This window comes from Vibrio sp. 1069 (genome assembly GCF_033340555.1).
In genome coordinates, this window is the sequence record NZ_JAWOWP010000012.1 from 26,418 (window position 1) to 43,740 (window position 17,323).

Annotated in this window: 19 protein-coding genes; 5 read left to right on the forward strand and 14 right to left on the reverse strand. The window is 44.1% G+C overall.

Features of this window, described 5'->3' with window-relative positions; all coding sequences use genetic code 11:
- Nucleotides 1-19 precede the first annotated feature (19 nt).
- Nucleotides 20-253 (reverse strand): DUF2789 domain-containing protein, encoded by a 234-nt coding sequence (locus R7040_RS17060; protein ID WP_005380277.1) that lies wholly within the window; start codon nt 251-253, stop codon nt 20-22.
- 187 nt (nt 254-440) lie between these two features.
- Here R7040_RS17060 and R7040_RS17065 point away from each other — a divergent pair, with 187 nt between their 5' ends.
- Complete coding sequence (locus R7040_RS17065) at nt 441-1,658, forward strand: response regulator (protein ID WP_005391758.1); 1,218 nt, start codon at nt 441-443, stop codon at nt 1,656-1,658.
- A 158-nt stretch (nt 1,659-1,816) separates the two neighbouring features.
- Here R7040_RS17065 and nqrM read toward each other — a convergent pair whose 3' ends face one another.
- The 9 genes from nqrM to bolA all read right to left on the reverse strand — a co-directional run bounded on the left by nqrM (nt 1,817) and on the right by bolA (nt 9,860).
- Nucleotides 1,817-2,050, reverse strand: a complete 234-nt coding sequence (gene nqrM / locus R7040_RS17070) for a (Na+)-NQR maturation NqrM (RefSeq protein WP_005380273.1) — start codon at nt 2,048-2,050, stop codon at nt 1,817-1,819.
- 22 nt (nt 2,051-2,072) lie between these two features.
- The gene (locus R7040_RS17075; RefSeq protein WP_005391755.1) at nt 2,073-3,077 is read right to left on the reverse strand and encodes an FAD:protein FMN transferase; all 1,005 of its coding nucleotides are present in this window, start codon (nt 3,075-3,077) and stop codon (nt 2,073-2,075) included.
- Nucleotides 3,078-3,234: 157 nt separating this feature from the next.
- Nucleotides 3,235-4,458, reverse strand: coding sequence for an NADH:ubiquinone reductase (Na(+)-transporting) subunit F (nqrF, locus tag R7040_RS17080; RefSeq protein ID WP_005380271.1), 1,224 nt, complete (start codon nt 4,456-4,458; stop codon nt 3,235-3,237).
- Nucleotides 4,459-4,491: 33 nt separating this feature from the next.
- Nucleotides 4,492-5,088: an NADH:ubiquinone reductase (Na(+)-transporting) subunit E gene (gene nqrE, locus R7040_RS17085; RefSeq protein ID WP_005380270.1), complete on the reverse strand. Its 597-nt coding sequence runs from the start codon at nt 5,086-5,088 to the stop codon at nt 4,492-4,494.
- A gap of 7 nt (nt 5,089-5,095) precedes the next feature.
- Nucleotides 5,096-5,728 carry an NADH:ubiquinone reductase (Na(+)-transporting) subunit D gene (locus R7040_RS17090; RefSeq protein WP_005380269.1) on the reverse strand — a complete coding sequence of 211 codons (633 nt, stop codon included), beginning with the start codon at nt 5,726-5,728 and terminating at the stop codon, nt 5,096-5,098.
- Complete coding sequence (locus R7040_RS17095; RefSeq protein ID WP_005380267.1) at nt 5,728-6,498, reverse strand: Na(+)-translocating NADH-quinone reductase subunit C; 771 nt, start codon at nt 6,496-6,498, stop codon at nt 5,728-5,730. Before R7040_RS17095 ends, R7040_RS17090 begins: the two co-directional genes overlap by 1 nt.
- A complete protein-coding gene (locus R7040_RS17100; protein ID WP_005380265.1) occupies nt 6,488-7,732 on the reverse strand; it encodes an NADH:ubiquinone reductase (Na(+)-transporting) subunit B in 1,245 nt (414 codons plus the stop codon). The genes R7040_RS17095 and R7040_RS17100 overlap by 11 nt, the downstream gene beginning before the upstream one ends.
- 5 nt (nt 7,733-7,737) lie before the next feature.
- Complete coding sequence (locus R7040_RS17105) at nt 7,738-9,078, reverse strand: Na(+)-translocating NADH-quinone reductase subunit A (protein ID WP_005380264.1); 1,341 nt, start codon at nt 9,076-9,078, stop codon at nt 7,738-7,740.
- A 473-nt stretch (nt 9,079-9,551) separates the two neighbouring features.
- Nucleotides 9,552-9,860, reverse strand: a complete 309-nt coding sequence (bolA, locus tag R7040_RS17110) for a transcriptional regulator BolA (RefSeq protein ID WP_005380262.1) — start codon at nt 9,858-9,860, stop codon at nt 9,552-9,554.
- Nucleotides 9,861-10,103: 243 nt separating this feature from the next.
- On the opposite strand from bolA, the gene R7040_RS17115 reads away from it, so the two are divergent.
- The 4 genes from R7040_RS17115 (at nt 10,104) to R7040_RS17130 (ending at nt 13,829) form a co-directional block, all read left to right on the forward strand.
- The gene (locus R7040_RS17115) at nt 10,104-11,258 is read left to right on the forward strand and encodes a methyltransferase (RefSeq protein ID WP_005380260.1); all 1,155 of its coding nucleotides are present in this window, start codon (nt 10,104-10,106) and stop codon (nt 11,256-11,258) included.
- A 32-nt stretch (nt 11,259-11,290) separates the two neighbouring features.
- Nucleotides 11,291-11,860 (forward strand): YajG family lipoprotein, encoded by a 570-nt coding sequence (locus R7040_RS17120; protein WP_005380259.1) that lies wholly within the window; start codon nt 11,291-11,293, stop codon nt 11,858-11,860.
- Nucleotides 11,860-12,405, forward strand: coding sequence for a peptidylprolyl isomerase (locus R7040_RS17125; RefSeq protein ID WP_053306731.1), 546 nt, complete (start codon nt 11,860-11,862; stop codon nt 12,403-12,405). Before R7040_RS17120 ends, R7040_RS17125 begins: the two co-directional genes overlap by 1 nt.
- Before the next feature lie 71 nt (nt 12,406-12,476).
- The gene (locus tag R7040_RS17130) at nt 12,477-13,829 is read left to right on the forward strand and encodes an AmpG family muropeptide MFS transporter (RefSeq protein ID WP_005380257.1); all 1,353 of its coding nucleotides are present in this window, start codon (nt 12,477-12,479) and stop codon (nt 13,827-13,829) included.
- 63 nt (nt 13,830-13,892) lie between these two features.
- On the opposite strand, the gene R7040_RS17135 is transcribed toward R7040_RS17130, so the two are convergent.
- Genes R7040_RS17135 through R7040_RS17150 form a run of 4 tightly spaced genes read right to left on the reverse strand, consistent with a single transcriptional unit; the run spans nt 13,893 to nt 17,129 of the window.
- Nucleotides 13,893-14,552, reverse strand: a complete 660-nt coding sequence (locus tag R7040_RS17135) for a ChrR family anti-sigma-E factor (protein ID WP_053306733.1) — start codon at nt 14,550-14,552, stop codon at nt 13,893-13,895.
- The gene (locus R7040_RS17140; RefSeq protein ID WP_005380255.1) at nt 14,549-15,133 is read right to left on the reverse strand and encodes an RNA polymerase sigma factor; all 585 of its coding nucleotides are present in this window, start codon (nt 15,131-15,133) and stop codon (nt 14,549-14,551) included. Before R7040_RS17140 ends, R7040_RS17135 begins: the two co-directional genes overlap by 4 nt.
- A gap of 44 nt (nt 15,134-15,177) precedes the next feature.
- On the reverse strand, nt 15,178-16,536 hold the full coding sequence (locus R7040_RS17145; RefSeq protein WP_053306734.1) for a DUF4397 domain-containing protein: 1,359 nt from the start codon (nt 16,534-16,536) through the stop codon (nt 15,178-15,180).
- Nucleotides 16,533-17,129 (reverse strand): LON peptidase substrate-binding domain-containing protein, encoded by a 597-nt coding sequence (locus R7040_RS17150; protein ID WP_053304081.1) that lies wholly within the window; start codon nt 17,127-17,129, stop codon nt 16,533-16,535. The genes R7040_RS17145 and R7040_RS17150 overlap by 4 nt, the downstream gene beginning before the upstream one ends.
- Nucleotides 17,130-17,323: the final 194 nt, after the last annotated feature.

Genomic DNA, 17,323 nt, shown 5'->3' on the forward strand with positions numbered 1-17,323 from the left:
GGGCGTGTTTAAGCGAACGTCAATCTCGAAGCATTACGTCCAGTTGATCGACCAATTCGGCCCAATCTGCATCTTCTTCGATGGCTTGTTTTAGAAAGTTCGCCTGTGACATCGTCCAAAAGCTAGCTTCATGTAAAGGCGCAGAATCTCTTTTGTGTCGATGTTGATTAATAAAATCTTTCATTTCTTGAGGAGAGCTACCGAGGCCCAGTTGTTGAAATAGCTCAGCCATACCATGTTGATGCATTTCCATACTACTTTCTCCCTACGTTAGCTAAACATAATTATATAACCAAGACAGGAATAATGATGTGATGTTAACGGATGCGTGTCAAACATTTGGGTAGTTGTTCTACTTTTGGTTGACATGTGTTTTTTGATGGCGATAAGTTTAATTTTAGTTATCATTGATTTTAAACAATTAATTTTGGGGACTGCGCTTGAGTAATAAGATTCTGGTTGTTGAAGATAGTCGTGCGTTTAAAAACTTTCTTTGCCAAACAATAAGCCAAGCTGGTTATGAGGTCATCGCAGCAGAAAGCTACGCGGAGGCAAAGAACTTGTTATCTTCAGCACAGGACCTCTTCTGTGCGGTTTTAGACTATTGTTTACCGGATGCTCAAGATGGCGAGATTATTGACCTCGTTTTGGAACATGGTCATCGTGTCATTGTTTTAACGGCTCGATTTCAAGAAGACACTCGCGAAAAGATGCTCGCAAAAGGTGTCCTCGACTATATTTTGAAAGACAGCATGGCGTCCGTTTCCTATCTATTACCACTCCTCAAGCGACTAACCAACAATCAACAACACAAATGTTTAGTCGTTGATGATTCACACACCGTAAGAAGACACATTGCCCAACTTTTGGAGCATCAATACATTCAAACGTTGGAAGCTGACAATGGGCAAAAAGCCCTAGAGCTTGTCGAGCAAAATCCAGATATCACTCTCATTTTAACCGACCATGACATGCCCGTTAAAGATGGCATTACTATGGTGCGTGAATTACGTCGGAAGTGGGATAAAAATCAATTAGCCATTCTCGGCTTGTCGGGTAGTAACTCTAAGACAATGACGGCTAGGTTTCTAAAAGCAGGGGCCAATGACTTTTTATACAAGCCATTTAATCAAGAAGAATTTTTTTGCCGTATTCACCAACTGTTAGATATCAAAGACGCAACATCTGAACTGTTTAAAATGGCAAATCAAGATGCGCTAACGGGCTTATGGAACCGCCGCTTTCTGTTTGAGCAACCCCATGTAGAAAACGCTCAAAGAAACATCGCGATGCTTGATATCGATTTCTTTAAGCAAGTAAATGATACACACGGACATGAGGGCGGCGATGCAGTGTTAGTCATGATAGCGAATATTCTAAAAATCTATTTTCCAAATGATATTGTCGCTAGGCTTGGTGGCGAGGAGTTTTGTATTCAAGCCAGTGGCGACTATGACGGCTTTCTAACACGCTTAGAACAAATGAGACAGCGCATAGAAAAAACGCCAATAACTTATTTGGACAAAAACATTCTTGTGACCGCGAGTATTGGTGTAAGCAACATCGAGGGGGAGCTGGAACAACAAATAAAAGTGGCGGATGAGCGACTTTACATGGCCAAAGAGAACGGACGTAACCAAATCATTTCTTCGTCCTAATGACTATCAGTGTGGTCTTGCTCTGTAACATGAGAGAAAGAAACAACAAAACACGGTATTGGGCTCTTTCTCGGACATCTGAGCTTTGGTTAGCTGCCTAAAAATAAAGCTCAGCAGAACGCTGAGCTTTATCACTTTCTTAGTACGATTAACCAATACTAAGCAATTCTATCTTTTTCCCACGCCGCCAATTTCTCAGCACGCGCAGCCTCGCGCGCTTCACGTTTTTTACGCGCATCGCAGGGTTCTGGACAATTACACACTTTTTCGATACCAACTGCCCCTAAGCCACCGCAGCTACCTTTCACGACTTTCTTTTGGAAAATGTATCCGACAGCCATTGCAGTGATTACCGCGACAAACACAGCAAAGGTAATTAGAAATGTATTCATAAAAACATGCTCACTTCTGTTGTTATTTCTTCATGAATGGCTTGTATGCTTCCGAAGCCAACTCTTTAAAACCATCTTCCGTTTTCACAATCATGAAAACAGGAATATTATTTTCGTTCGCAATTGCCATGCCTTTGTCTTCACCTAGCACCATAAGACCAGTTGCAAGACCATCAGCAGTCATCGACGATTTATCTAATACCGTTACAGACACCACTTTATGATGAATTGGTTTGCCTGTTCGTGGATTAATAATATGAGAGTATCTCACACCATTACTCTCAAAGTAATTACGATAGTCACCACTTGTTGCAATTGCCATGTCGCCTGGTTCAATAATTTCTTGAATTGAACGTTCATCAACGGTCGGTTTTTCAATTGCGATACGCCAAGGCACACCTTCACGATTGACACCTTTGAGACGCATTTCACCGCCAACTTCAACCATAAAGTTCTGTACCCCTTCAGATTGAAGGTAGTCAGCAACCACGTCAACCCCCCAACCTTTCGCAATTGTCGATAGGTCGACGTACAAGTTAGGAAGATCTTTGGACAGCTTATTACCATCAACAGATAGGTGATGAATACCGGTATTTGCTTTACGAGCAGCGAGTTCTTCGTCGGTTGGAACTACATCTGGACGAGCTTCTGGACCAAACCCCCACAGGTTAACTAGAGGGCCGACAGTCACATCCAACGCACCTAAAGTAAGACCGTTAAGACGAATTGCTTCTTTCACTACCGTTGCTGTTTGTGTCGAAACTATAAATGGCTCGCTCGTTTGATGCTGGTTAAAACGACTTAACTCTGAGTCGTCACGATAGGTCGACATTTGGTCATTAACCTCTTCCAATAAGCGATCAATTTCTGTCTGCATCGCTTTTGGCGTTGGAATACCATCTTGCTCGATATACTTGATGTTGTAAGAAGTCCCCATGGTAGGGCCACTTAAATGAATTTGATCTGCAGGCTGCTCACAGCCAGCCAAAATCAATAGAGAAGCAAATGCAACAAGCCACTTTTTCACTTGTTAACTCCCAATGTTGTTGAATTGATATGGGAAATAGGATCAATCCTTTCAATCCGATTACCTATATCAACTGTTGAGTATCAGTTTTATGTCTATAAAAAATAATGGCTAGCTCTCTTGGAGAGCTAGCCATAGATTCAATCACTTGGAGGAATTAACCACCGAAGTCATCTAGTAGGATGTTTTCATCCTCTACACCTAGATCTTTTAGCATGCCGATTACAGCAGCGTTCATCATAGGTGGACCACACATGTAGTATTCACAGTCTTCTGGCGCTTCGTGATCACGTAGGTAGTTCTCGTAAAGAACGTTGTGAATAAAGCCAGTGTAACCATCCCAGTTATCTTCTGGAAGTGGATCAGACAGTGCACAGTGCCATACGAAGTTGTCATTCTCAGCTTGTAGCATATCGAAATCTTCTACGTAGAACATTTCACGCTTAGAACGTGCGCCATACCAGAAAGACATCTTACGCTTAGAGTGCAGACGCTTAAGTTGGTCGAAGATGTGTGAGCGCATTGGAGCCATACCAGCACCACCACCAACGAATACCATTTCTGCATCTGTATCTTTCGCAAAGAACTCACCAAATGGACCAGAAATAGTACACTTGTCGCCTTCTTTTAGAGACCAGATGTACGAAGACATGATGCCTGGTGGTACGTCTGGGTTGTTCGGCGGCGGAGTTGCGATACGAACGTTAAGCATGATGATACCGTGCTCTTCTGGGTAGTTAGCCATAGAGTATGCACGAATGGTCTCTTCATTAACTTTAGACTCGTAACGGAAAAGGTTGAACTTCTCCCAGTCTTCACGGTATTCCTCAGGAATATCGTAGTCTGCGTATTTCACGTGGTGAGCAGGAGCTTCAATCTGGATGTAACCACCAGCACGGAAAGGTACTGATTCGCCATCTGGAATTTGTAGCTTAAGCTCTTTGATGAATGTCGCTTTGTTATCGTTAGAGATAACAGTACATTCCCACTTCTTAACGCCGAAGATTTCTTCAGGAAGCTCGATATCCATGTCAGTTTTCATTGCAACCTGACACGCTAGACGCTCACCTTCACGCGCTTCACCTTTAGTAATATGGTCAAGCTCGGTTGGTAGGATGTCGCCACCACCTGATTTAACTTTTACGCGACACTGACCACATGAGCCACCGCCACCACAAGCAGAAGATACGAATACGCCAGCACCTGCTAGAGCACTCAGTAGCTTACCACCTGGTTGTGTAACGATCGCCAGAGAAGGGTCATCGTTCACAGAAATTGTAATGTCACCTGTTGGTACAAGCTTAGACTTAGCGAAAAGAATCACTAGTACTAGTGCTAGTACGATCAGAGTAAACATCACTACACCAAGAATAATGTCCATTGACTATTCCTTAATTGTTGCGGTTTACCCGACTTACAGTTGAACACCAGAGAAAGACATAAAGCCTAACGCCATAAGACCTACAGTGATAAATGTGATACCAAGACCACGTAGACCTGGAGGTACGTCAGAGTACTTCATCTTCTCACGGATACCTGCAAGAGCAACGATTGCTAGCATCCAGCCCACACCAGAGCCGAAACCGTAAACGATCGATTCAGCAAAGTTGTAGTCACGTTGTACCATGAAAGATACACCACCGAAGATTGCACAGTTTACTGTGATCAGCGGTAGGAAGATGCCTAGCGCGTTGTACAAAGGTGGGAAGAAACGGTCTAGGACCATCTCTAGAATCTGTACAAGTGCTGCAATTACACCGATAAAGGTGATGAAGTTTAGGAAGCTAAGGTCCACGCCCTCAACTAACGCGTTCTCTCTCAGAACTAGGTTGTATACCAGGTTGTTCACAGGAACAGCGATAGTCAGAACTACCACAACTGCAACACCTAGGCCGAAAGAGGTCTTAACCTTCTTAGATACGGCAAGGAAAGTACACATACCTAGGAAGAAAGACAGAGCCATGTTTTCGATGAAAATCGATTTAACTAACAGACTAATGTAATGTTCCATGACGTCCTTACTCCTTCGCTTCTACTTGTTCTGGTTTCAGAATACGGATTACCCAGATAAGGAAGCCGATTAGGAAGAATGCTGATGGTGCTAGTAGCATTAGGCCGTTAGGCTGGTACCAACCACCGTTGCTCACTAGAGGTAGAACTTCTAGACCAAATAGTTTGCCTGAGCCAAATAGCTCACGGAAGAAACCTACAGTGATAAGAACGAAGCCGTAACCTAGACCGTTACCAATACCGTCAATAAGAGATGGTACTGGCGCAGACTTCATTGCGAATGCTTCAGCACGACCCATTACGATACAGTTAGTGATAATCAGACCAACGAATACAGATAGCTGTTTAGAGATATCGTATAGGTAAGCTTTTAGCACTTGGTCTACCACGATTACTAACGATGCGATGATTGCCATCTGAACGATGATACGCACACTGTTAGGAATGTGGTTACGGATCAATGAAACAGAGAAGTTAGACAACGCAGTTACAAATGTTACCGCTAGTGTCATTACAAAAGCTGTTTCTAGTTTAGTTGTTACTGCAAGAGCAGAACATACACCAAGAACTTGTAGCGCGATTGGGTTGTTATCCAACACTGGCGCTAGGATGCTCTTTTTAACGTTTTGTGCACTAGACATTAGTTAAGTTCTCCGTCACGAACTTTTGCTAGGAAAGGACCAAAGCCCATATCACCTAACCAGAAGTCAAATGTGTGTTGAACACCATTACTAGTGAGCGTCGCTCCTGATAGGCCATCAACACCGTGCTCAGAACCTTGCGGTGCGCCGCCTTTCACGACCTTAATCGCTGGCTGGTGATCTTCATTGTACAATTTCTTGCCAATGAATTGATCGCGCCATGAAGGGTTCTCTACTTCACCACCAAGTCCAGGAGTTTCACCTTGCTCGTAGTAAGTAATAGCAGACACAGTGTTACCATCAGTTTCAACGGCTACAAAGGCATACATCATCGACCATAGTCCTTTACCGTGCATAGGCAGGATAACTTTTTGGACTTCATCTTGATCTTTTACAAGGTACACCACTGCTGTATTCGCGCGACGACGGATATCAGCTACATCTTCTTCTGGTGTCAATGCGATTGAACGTTCTGCATCTTTTGATGCTTCACGTTGATCGTACGTAGATGCATTACCCTCAGTAAAGTTACCTGTTTCAAGGTCTACTAGACGAGGTTCGATGTACTCAGCAAATAGCTCTGGTACTTTCTTACCGTTTGCGTCAATGCCTGCAACTTCAACGATCTTTGATTGCTTATCTAGGACAGCGTTAGCTTTTTGCTTATCACGCAGACCTACTGCTGCTGTTGATACGATGATTGAACAAACAAGGCTCAACCCGATAACAACACCCAGCGTCTTTTTAATGCTGTCGTTATTACTTGCCATAGCGTGCTAGTCTCCGCTTGATGTTCTTCTCAATCACTACATGGTCGAACAGAGGTGCGAATAGGTTCGCGAATAGAATCGCCAGCATCATACCTTCTGGGTACGCTGGGTTAACTACACGGATCATCACACACATTGCACCAATCAGGATGCCGTACCACCATTTACCTTTGCTAGTAAATGACGCTGATACTGGGTCCGTTGCCATGAAGAACATACCGAATGCAAAACCACCTAGAACTAGGTGCCAGTGCCATGGCATATTAAACATTGGATTAGTGTCAGAACCGATCACGTTAAACAGAGTCGATACTGCGATCATACCGATCATCACACCCGCAATGATGCGCCATGAAGCGATTCGCATGTAAACGATCATCGCTGCACCGATCATTAGAGCTAGAGTCGATACTTCACCAATAGAGCCAGGGATGTTACCGATGAACGCGTCCATCCAAGTGATAGGAGCGCCAGTTACTGTGTTAACTAGAGCACCGTTACCACCTTGAGCCCATTGGCTAAGAGCAGTTGCACCAGAGAAGCCGTCAGCTGCAGTCCATACTACGTCACCCGAAATTTGTGCTGGGTAAGCGAAGAATAGAAATGCACGACCTGCAAGTGCAGGGTTAAGGAAGTTACGACCTGTACCACCGAAGATCTCTTTTGCTACAACAACACCAAATGTGATACCTAGTGCCGCTTGCCATAGAGGTAGCGTTGGTGGAACGATAAGTGCGAATAAGATAGAAGTTACAAAGAAACCTTCGTTAACTTCGTGTTTACGCACCATACAGAACAACACTTCCCAGAAGCCACCAACAATAAATACTGTTGCGTAGATTGGCAGGAAGTAAGTCGCACCTAGTAGCATCTTACTGCCAACACCCGCTTCCGCACCGATAGTGCCGCCAAGCATTTCTGTTAGCCAGTAGTGCCAGTTACCTGCGATAACTGTCGCTAGTTGGTCACCAGCGTACATGTGGTTAAGTGCTGCAATAGCTTGGCCACCTGCGTTGTACATACCCCAGAACATTGCTGGGAATACCGCAAACCAAACCATGATCATGATACGTTTTAGGTCAACGCTATCACGAACGTGCGAGCTTTTATTTGTTACGATACCTGGGGTGTAAAAAACTGTTGCTACAGCTTCGTACAGGGCAAACCATTTTTCGTGTTTGCCACCAGGCTCAAAATGATGCTCGATGTCTTCAAGAAACTTTTTAAGAGCCATGAAAATTACCCTTCCTTCTCGATAGTATCTAGGCATTCACGAAGTAACGTACCGTACTCGTACTTACCTGGACATACAAAGGTACACAATGCTAGATCTTCTTCATCCAGTTCAAGCGCACCCAGTGCTTGAGCACTGTCTGTGTCGCCGGCACATAGATCACGAAGCAGCAAAGTAGGCTCCATATCTAGAGGCATTACGCGTTCGTAGTTGCCAATTGGAACCATTGAACGATCACTACCATTGGTCGTCGTTGTCATATTGAACAACTGACCTTTGAATACGTGACCAAGGAAAGAGCGAGTTACCGAGAACTTATTCTTACCAGGCATTGCCCAGCCAAATAGTTCTTTTTCACGGCCTTCACGTAATACAGAAACCTGTTGATGGTAACGGCCAAGGTATGCGTGTGGACCAGTTGCATGTGTACCTGTTAGTACTGAACCAGAGATCACACGAACTTCGCCAGGCATCAGCTCGTTATCTGTTAGGTCATCTAAGCTTGCACCCATTACGGTACGAACTAGACGAGGGTTATTCACAACTGGGCCAGCTAGAGACACAACACGATCTGTGCATAGCTCACCAGTTAGGAACAGCTTACCGAACGCGATAACGTCTTGGTAGTTGATGCTCCATGCCACATTCTCTGCATTTACTGGGTATAGGAAATGCATGTGGGTGCCAGCAAGACCTGCTGGGTGAGGGCCATCGAAGACGTGTTCTTCTACGTTAGACTGTGAAGAGCGTGGCAGGCTAGTGCCAGATTTACATACGTAAACCTTGCCTTCTGTCAGGGCTGAAAGAATGTCTAGACCAGCAATGAATGCTTCTTGTTGCTCATTAATGATCAACTCAGGCTTAGCTGCTAGTGGATTAGTATCCATTGCAGTTACGAAAATAGCCTTAGTAGAAGACTCGATTGCAGGAACCTTGCTAAACGGACGAGTACGTAAAGCGGTCCATAAGCCAGAGTCAACCAACTGAGTCTTGATCACTTCACGATCTAGACCTGAAAGTTGAGCGGCTTCGAACTTATCAAATGTCACCTGCTCTTCACCTGCCACTTCAATCACTACAGATTGAAGGACACGTTTAGCGCCACGGTTAACTTCGATCACTTTACCGGCTGCTGGTGCAGTAAATTTCACGCCTGGGTTCTTTTTATCTTCAAAAAGAACTTGCGCTTTTTTCACTTCATCACCAACGCGGACATGCATGGTAGGTCGCATGCCAACGTACTCTTCGCCAAGCAAGGCGACTTTTTTGATGGTCTTACCATCATTAATCACCTGGGATGGAGTTCCTGCGATAGGAAGATCCAAGCCCTTCTTTATTGTAATCATACGCACTTGCACTACTTTTATCGGGAAAAAGATTCTTTTGATTGCGTAACTTTTAGACACGACATCAGTGTCCGGTTTTGATGTTGTTTTAAACATCAAAATCGCAACATCCTATTAAAAATCTCGTCACAAGGAATACGCGAGATTTATCAGGTGCCGTAGTCTAGCATTTTTTAGGAACTTGATGCCATGATCAATCATTAGAATAGAGGGGTTATTTCGGTAGAATCAGGTCTAAAAGGTCAAAGAATAGTCATAACTTTGACCCATCGCACAAATGCCATATTCCATACATATCTTATGGAAAAGTGATATTCATCGCCTGAAATATTCTGCAATTTCCATTCATTTGTTGAAACACTGTTAACACATTTTTTAACCAGAATTTGTGCCACGTTAACGTCCCTAAAGAATGTAAAACGAAAAAAGATGGCCTTAAGCCACCTTTCTCTGCACCTTTATATCTTGCGTTTTTAGTGACCACCACCCATACACATCGGGCTATCAGGGGCGCCATCTTGTTCACGCTTCCACTCTTCATCAGTATATGTATGAATAGCTAATGCATGAATGTGGTTGTCCAGTTCATCTGCCAAAATTTGATGAACTTGACGATGGCGCCCAATCAAACGCTGTCCCGCGAACGAATCACTCACAACAATCACTTTGAAATGACTCTCTGAGCCTGGTGGCACATTATGCATGTAGCTCTCATTAATGACTTTGAGATAGCTGGGTTGCAGCTCACTGTGTAGTTTCTTCTCTATGATTTCTTGGATCATATTCGTTCCTCATTGATGCGAATTCCATAAGTATATACCTAAGTAAAGCAGACATGCATCACTCAAACGTCACTCTCATTATTGACGCACTTTGTAGACATATTGTCTCAAGGCGCTTGACTCCACGAACATGTCTAAAGAGCAGCCATCACTGAACTCGTAAAATTTGACAGCTTTTTGTATCTCGACACGTCATCATTTGCGACAATAACACTTAATTTCTAAATCAACTTACATTTAGCTATGAAAACCGAACTGAACCTTCACGAGCGAAGCTTAACACTTCATCGTTTCCCAAAACGTAGTAACGAAACGCTACAAGCGTGGGATGCCGGTGATGAGTATCTTATTAATCATGTTGAAGAGCTTGCTTTGCCAGACAATCAAAACATCCTCGTGATTAATGACAGCTTTGGTGCCCTCTCCTGCTGGTTTTCGGAAAAGCACCATGTAACGCTAATGAGTGATTCATTCATCTCACATAAAGGTGCACAGCAAAATCTCGAGCAAAACCAGTGCAATAAAGTAGCGTTTGCCACCACGATGGACCTCGTTCCTGCCAATATTGATCTCGTCTTGCTGCAACTGCCCAAAAGTAACCGCCATCTAGTGTGGATACTAAGCCAATTAAGAAAGGCGCTACCGGCTTCCTGCCCCGTCATTGCAGTCAATAAAGCGAAAGACATTCATACTTCGACGCTAAAACTGTTTGAAAAATACTTAGGCGAAACAAAAACATCTTTGGCCTGGAAAAAGCACAGATTGGTGTTTTCTCAAGCAACAGTTGAGCCTACGATTGAAGTAATGCCTTTCACGACTTGGCGCGTTGATGGCGAAGATATCGAACTCAAGAACATGCCAAATGTCTATTCAGGAGAAAGTTTAGATTTAGGTGCACGCTTTATGCTGCAGCACCTGCCTCAAGACCCTTCAATAGACAATGTCATCGACCTCGGCTGCGGCAATGGTGTTCTGTCTGTTAAATTTGGTCAGTTGAATCCAAATGCTCGGCTAACATGTGTTGATGAAAGCTTTATGGCGCTTGAGTCGGCAAAACAGAACCTACGCGACAACCTTGGTGAAAATAGAGACATACAGTGCATAGCGAACAATTGCTTGGACGGTTTTAAACACAGCAGCAGCTCTATGGTTATGTGTAATCCACCGTTTCATCAACAACAGGCAATCACCGATCATATTGCTTGGCAAATGTTCTGCGATGCTAAACAAGTATTAAGTGAAAATGGCCGTTTACTGGTTATCGGAAATCGTCACCTCGGGTACGACGCAAAACTCAAACGTCTGTTTGGCGATAAAAATGTGAAACTTATCGCTTCCAACAATAAGTTTGTGATTTTACAGGCTACAAAAAATCCTGCTAAATTAAGCGCAAAATAAGCTTTAGCAAAATAGTTAAAAGGAATAATAAAATGAGAAAATTGGTACTTGCGGCTTCGGTTGCGTTGCTTGCTGCGTGTTCAGCCCCTCAACAACCTCAGCTGAACCTGATGCCAGAAAGCACATTGAGCACCAATCCAATTGTTCAAGGCAAGACTTACAGTTTGACCAGCAAAGATGTACGTGCAGCGCAGTACGTGGCGTTGGTGGATAACGGCCGTTCGAACATTCTTCCTCTTCATGCTAAACAGAATTTACGTATTGCGTTAGAAGAAGCATTAGAGAAGCAATTCTCATCTCAAGGTTTCCATGCGGATCTAAACAGCAACAACGCGATTGAATTGAGCGTTCAAGAAGCGTTGGTCAACGTGAAGCATTCGGTGATGGAAAATGAGATGGATGCTAAAGTTGTGCTGGAAATCACAGCAGAGACACCTGAGGGCAAGCTAGTCAAAACTTATACAGGTACAGCAAAGCGATCTGGCACATTGAGTGCTTCTGATGCCGATATTGAAGAGACATTGAATGATGTGGTGACATTGACGCTTAAAGAGATTGCCAATGACCCTGAGCTTCGTCAATACATGCAGGAGCGTTTCTAATGTTACGCAAAGCGATTCTGTCCTTAGCACTACTCAGCTGCAGCGTTTGGGCTGGACCAAAAGTAGCGTTTGAAACGACACTTGGTTCATTTACGGTTGAGTTAAACGAAGAGAAAGCACCTATCACTGTCGCTAATTTTCTAAAATATGTAGAAGATGGGAGCTACGAGGGTACTATTTTTCATCGTATTATCCCAGGCTTCATGACACAAGGTGGCGGCTTTAACCAAGATATGCAGATGGTGAAAACATACGCGCCAATCAAAAACGAAGGAAATAATGGTCTAAACAATAACCGTGCTACCATCGCCATGGCACGAACCAATGCACCAAACTCTGCAACTCGTCAGTTTTTCGTCAACTTAGTCGACAATGACTTTCTCAACTATGGCGCTCGACCACCAGGTTATGCTGTATTTGGTGAGGTTACTGAGGGGTTCGACGTTATCCAGAAAATGGCTCAGCAGCCGACCACGACGGTAGGCCGAATGCGTGATGTACCAGAGACGCAAATCGTCATCACCAAAGCTACACTACTTAAATAGCCAAAACGATAAGCCCTTTGAATAATCGAAGGGCTTTCTCTTTCAACGGCTTCATTTTATTGGATTGATTTATGTCTTCATTACCTTCCATCACTTGGTTGGAAACGGTAAAAAGTTACCTCGATAAACGACTCATGTGGGTTTTCATGCTGGGCTGCTCTAGCGGCTTTCCGTGGGTTCTTATCGGCTCAAACATGTCAGGTTGGCTAAAAGATGCCGGCTTGACCCTCTCCGCAATTGGCTATTTTGGTAGCGTTTTTGCGGTCTATGCGATCAACTTTCTGTGGGCACCTCTGGTTGACCGCGTGAAGCTGCCAGTCCTCTTTAGACTGCTGGGGCAAAGACGTAGCTGGATTTTCTTTTGTCAAAGTATCGTACTCGTCGCTACCCTATTTATTGCCGGCGTAAATCCAGCGGAAAACTTGGTGTTTGCGTCACTACTCGCCTTGTGTATTGCAACGGCTTCAGCGACACAAGACATCGCAATTGATGCTTTTCGTATTGATACTTTCCCAAAATCAGAAGAATCTAAGCTGCCACAAGCTTCTGCAATGGCGGTCATTGGCTGGTGGACAGGTTATTCACTACCGGGTTATTTAGCGTTTGTTAATGCTGATAGCGTCGGTTGGAATGGCGTGTATTACGGGATGGCGGTGATAGTCGGCATTCTAATGGTCTTTACGATTTTAGTCGGAGAACCGAAGACTCAACGCGAACAACTTCAGTCTGCCGCTGAACAACGCCACAAAGAAGTGGTTGGTTCAAAAGTCGTAGCTTGGTTTACCGTGACTGTTGTAGAACCTTTCCTTGATTTCTTTAATCGCAATGGCGTCCGTGTCGCGATTACTCTGTTGCTGTTCGTTTTCCTATTTAAAATTGGCGAAGCGTTTTTGGGCAGGATGTCGATCGCGTTCTATAAAGATATTGGTTTTAGCAATGAACAGATTGGCTATTACTCCAAACTAATCGGTTGGGGAGCCACCATCTTCTTTACTTTTGTCGGAAGCATGTTCAACGTTAGGTTTGGTATTGTACGTGGATTAATGATCGGCGGTATTGCTATGTCTGCCAGTAACTTGATGTTTGCTTGGATTGCTTCGGTAGGCCCAAACGAGCACTTGTACTTAGCCACGATTATTGTCGATAACTTTACGACTGCTTTCTCAACTGTCGCTTTTGTTTCATTTTTGACGATTCTAACCGGGCAAGCATTTTCGGCAACTCAGTATGCGTTGCTTGCCTCTCTAGGAAACTTCGGACGGACGACTCTTGCTTCTTTCAGTGGCGAGCTAGTGGATTATCTTAATGATTGGAGCACATTCTTCGTGCTTACCGCTGTCATGGTCGTGCCAAGCTTGATTATGTTGTACTCGCTACGACATTACTTTGATGCTCTATTGGAAAAAGCACGTCACAAACATTAACGAAACATATAAAAAACCACCGAATTCGGTGGTTTTTGTTTTGCGAGATATAAGATAAGAGGTCTATGGGTATAACCCTTTACCAAACATATTAAATATACGTGCCACGCCTTGAGTAAAGATCATCGGCTCAGTCAATACGGTTAAACACAAGCAGTCTTCTCCGGTCTTAGTGTAAGGGCTGTGCTTCACTGATGCGTCTCTAATCATCAAATCGCCTTCTTCATATTGGCCATCCTCGTCACTAAATCCACCATGTAGGATCAATGTAGACTCCAGGCCTTTGTGCGTATGTTGAGGAATTTGCACATCTTCCCCGATGTACATTAAGCTGACACGAGCGTCTTCCCCTAGGTCAATCTGAGCACTGAAAACCTTGCCTCCGTAACTTCTCCATGACCCTACAAGGTCAGAGAAACGCGCTAGAGTTTTAGGAAGAGCGAAACTTTTTCCTGCCACATTAACAGCAGCAGAGTCGCGGATCACGATATTATCAGTCGCTGGCTCCGCATTGATGATGTCATTAAACATGTCGTCAAATTCAGAAACATACTCAGAAGGTATGTCACTTACGATGTTCGCTTGACTTGCTTCGACTTGGTTCACATAAGCTCGGCACTTGGTGCATGTTTCTAAATGGGTTGCGACCACAAGACCAGAAACTGCATCAATGCTTCCCGAAGCGTATGCTTCTAACAAGCTGTTATCTGGGTGTTTGTTCATAGTTGCTCCGTATGCATTGAATGCCTTAGCTTTTCTACTGCAAGCCTCAGCCTGGATTTTACAGTACCGAGGGGTATATCAAATAATTCCGCGACCTGTTGATGAGGTAGCTCTTCAAGATATACCGCTTGTAAAACATCTCTCTGGTTTTTCGGTAATATATCTAAAAACTTAACCACCTGTTCTTTCAACATATCTTGCTCTGGTGAATAGTGATCAACAAGATCAGGTGGATAATACTCTGACGGCCAAATGTCATCAGAATGAATGTGTAATTCCTTACCTTTCTGTTTTCTCAGCAAATCAAAACAAAGGTTTCGGATTATGGTATATATCCAAGTCGATAACGCGCTCTTTTCACCATCATAGAGGTGCGCTTTCTGCCAAACTGTCGCCATGGTCTCTTGCACCATCTCCATAGCAACTTGCTCATTACCAACATGTTTGTAAGCGAATTGCTTCAGCTTGGGTGCGTAAAAACGGAATACAAAAGCGAACGCGTCTTTGTCTCGAGCCTTCACTTTATCCATGTAATCGTTCCAATCACTGCGCCCCAGTTTTTTCGGGCTATCACTCATCATAATCGGCCTTAATTTGTGGGAGGAGTTTCCTCCTCCCATTCTTCCTAATCGGTCACGTCATCGACCAACAAGTTGAAACCACCGTTGTTCCCATCATCAATGGCAACGACTTGGTACACAACACCGTTCATTACATTGACTGGTGCTGAGTCAACCGCAACAATACTTGGGTTACCAGCCACTGTTACCGTTACATAATATGTACCTTCAGCGACATATAATCCTTGTACACTGTTTTTATACGCAAAATTAGCAATAGTTGGATCACTTCCATCTATTCCTGCACTAGTAGTGAGGTAAATATCCACCATTTCCGCTATAGGATTAGCCGCGGCGTGTGTCACATTCAATGTCGCGCTAGTCGCCACAGCGCGTCTCATATCTTCAACAACCAGAGCTTCGATATCAATCGCTGGGCTAACAACACCGACTGCATAAACACTGTAATCCATTCCACCTGCAACCATTAACCCGCCAACATCTATGATCGGATTGGTTGTTGTGCCATCCACGTAAACGTCAATATCGTAAGCGCTAGCAGCAAGATCCAAATAACCACGAATCTCTTTGAACGCTAAGTCGGCAAGAGGAGCGAAGGCCGCCCCGTTAACGTTAACATCGACGACTGGCGCTCCATCGACAAGGTGTCCGACTCTTACTTCAGCTTGGCTGCCCATATCTTCAATTATAGAAGAGCCCGAACCGTCCAACACCAAGAGTTTGACAGGTGACGTGCTATTCGAATCTCCTGTGCCGATAGCGGCAATCGTCAAGTTGGAGTTAGCCGCAAGAGATACTTTGCCCGAGTCAAAAGCAACGCTGTCTCCTACGGCAAGTCGAACTTGATACTCACCAGCTGGGATGTTCAATACGTCGGTAGAAGCTTTGTAAGCAAGGTTAGTTATTGGAGTCGCGCTAGCAAGAGCAACACCTGGCTCAGTGACATAAAGATCAACAGCAGGAACGCCTGAAGCTGCATGAACAACTTGAACATCTAGACTATTGGCATCAGCCATTGAATCGGCGCTGCGAGTCACAACTAAAGGCTCAACTGGGTTTGGCGAACCATCGGCATCGCCAACAACGAACACGTTATAATTGAGGTCGGAATCAAGATCTAGTTCTGTTTTAGGTACTACGGTCGCGGTTTCATTACCTGGGAGCTGTACATCGACCTGAATCGAATTCATCCCCTCTCGCAATTTAACGTAGCCAGATCCCACACCATAATCAACATTCGTTAAAGATGGTTTATCGTTGATCCACACATTTGCAAGCGGCGCATCAGAAGAAGCGTGCACTGCTTGTAAATTGGAATACTCGATAGTGTCACTGTCGGAGCCACACGCCGCCAGTCCTAATGTCGCAACAATAGTTAGCGCAGCTTTATTAAATCCTTTCATATCCTTGCCTCTTTGTTAGTCGGGGCTTCTATGGCTTCTGTCAGAAATTGCAACGCAGGAATACAGTCCTCTGCGCCGACTAGCTGTTCGAACAGATTGCAGTCTAGGGGTAGTAACTCAAGCCAACGCTGAGTAACCCAAGCAGAGTCATCGTAAAAACGATGCTGGTAGAGGCTTCCAAGTTGAGGAAACTCTTCATAAACATGGGATAACTGCTGGCTTAAAAAGAAGAAATCTGGTGAGTTGTCTAGATGTTGCCAATTGTCTAACCATTCAACCTCTGCATGACGTAAGCCATCCGCATCTGCACGGACGCGTTTGACAATAAAGCGTTGCTCACCAGCAACTGTAATACCAAGAAGGCCATCACTGAGTGTTTCAAAATCAACGATCCTGACCAAAGTTCCGATAGATGAAACGTTACCCACGTCTTTAGGGTCACCTTCACTTCCTACCAGGCAAACTCCAAAGCCCACATTTTGTAGGCTGCATTCCTTTACCATTCGCTTATATCGTGGCTCAAAAATGCGCAGATTCATTTTACCCTCAGGGAGTACAACTGAAGTGAGTGGGAATAACATGACTTCTTTCATTCAAACGTCCTCTTTGATTCACGGATACATACGAATCCCTTATCACTCCGATCACTAACGATTTATGTTGGTTAATCGACTGGCTTAAAAAGTCATAAAATCGCTTACGCAAACGATCCAAATCACACATTTATTGCAATCAAATGCAACAAACAAAAAGTTCCGTAAATAAAGATAATTTCGTGACACAACTC

Coding starts and splice junctions, on each gene's coding strand:
- R7040_RS17060 (WP_005380277.1), bottom strand. CDS start 253: ATGGAAATGCATCAACATGGTATGGCTGAGCTATTTCAACAACTGGGC.
- nqrM (WP_005380273.1), bottom strand. CDS start 2,050: ATGAATACATTTCTAATTACCTTTGCTGTGTTTGTCGCGGTAATCACT.
- nqrF (WP_005380271.1), bottom strand. CDS start 4,458: ATGGACATTATTCTTGGTGTAGTGATGTTTACTCTGATCGTACTAGCA.
- nqrE (WP_005380270.1), bottom strand. CDS start 5,088: ATGGAACATTACATTAGTCTGTTAGTTAAATCGATTTTCATCGAAAAC.
- R7040_RS17090 (WP_005380269.1), bottom strand. CDS start 5,728: ATGTCTAGTGCACAAAACGTTAAAAAGAGCATCCTAGCGCCAGTGTTG.
- R7040_RS17095 (WP_005380267.1), bottom strand. CDS start 6,498: ATGGCAAGTAATAACGACAGCATTAAAAAGACGCTGGGTGTTGTTATC.
- R7040_RS17100 (WP_005380265.1), bottom strand. CDS start 7,732: ATGGCTCTTAAAAAGTTTCTTGAAGACATCGAGCATCATTTTGAGCCT.
- R7040_RS17105 (WP_005380264.1), bottom strand. CDS start 9,078: ATGATTACAATAAAGAAGGGCTTGGATCTTCCTATCGCAGGAACTCCA.
- bolA (WP_005380262.1), bottom strand. CDS start 9,860: ATGATCCAAGAAATCATAGAGAAGAAACTACACAGTGAGCTGCAACCC.
- R7040_RS17115 (WP_005380260.1), top strand. CDS start 10,104: ATGAAAACCGAACTGAACCTTCACGAGCGAAGCTTAACACTTCATCGT.
- R7040_RS17120 (WP_005380259.1), top strand. CDS start 11,291: ATGAGAAAATTGGTACTTGCGGCTTCGGTTGCGTTGCTTGCTGCGTGT.
- R7040_RS17125 (WP_053306731.1), top strand. CDS start 11,860: ATGTTACGCAAAGCGATTCTGTCCTTAGCACTACTCAGCTGCAGCGTT.
- R7040_RS17130 (WP_005380257.1), top strand. CDS start 12,477: ATGTCTTCATTACCTTCCATCACTTGGTTGGAAACGGTAAAAAGTTAC.
- R7040_RS17135 (WP_053306733.1), bottom strand. CDS start 14,552: ATGAACAAACACCCAGATAACAGCTTGTTAGAAGCATACGCTTCGGGA.
- R7040_RS17140 (WP_005380255.1), bottom strand. CDS start 15,133: ATGATGAGTGATAGCCCGAAAAAACTGGGGCGCAGTGATTGGAACGAT.
- R7040_RS17145 (WP_053306734.1), bottom strand. CDS start 16,536: ATGAAAGGATTTAATAAAGCTGCGCTAACTATTGTTGCGACATTAGGA.
- R7040_RS17150 (WP_053304081.1), bottom strand. CDS start 17,129: ATGAAAGAAGTCATGTTATTCCCACTCACTTCAGTTGTACTCCCTGAG.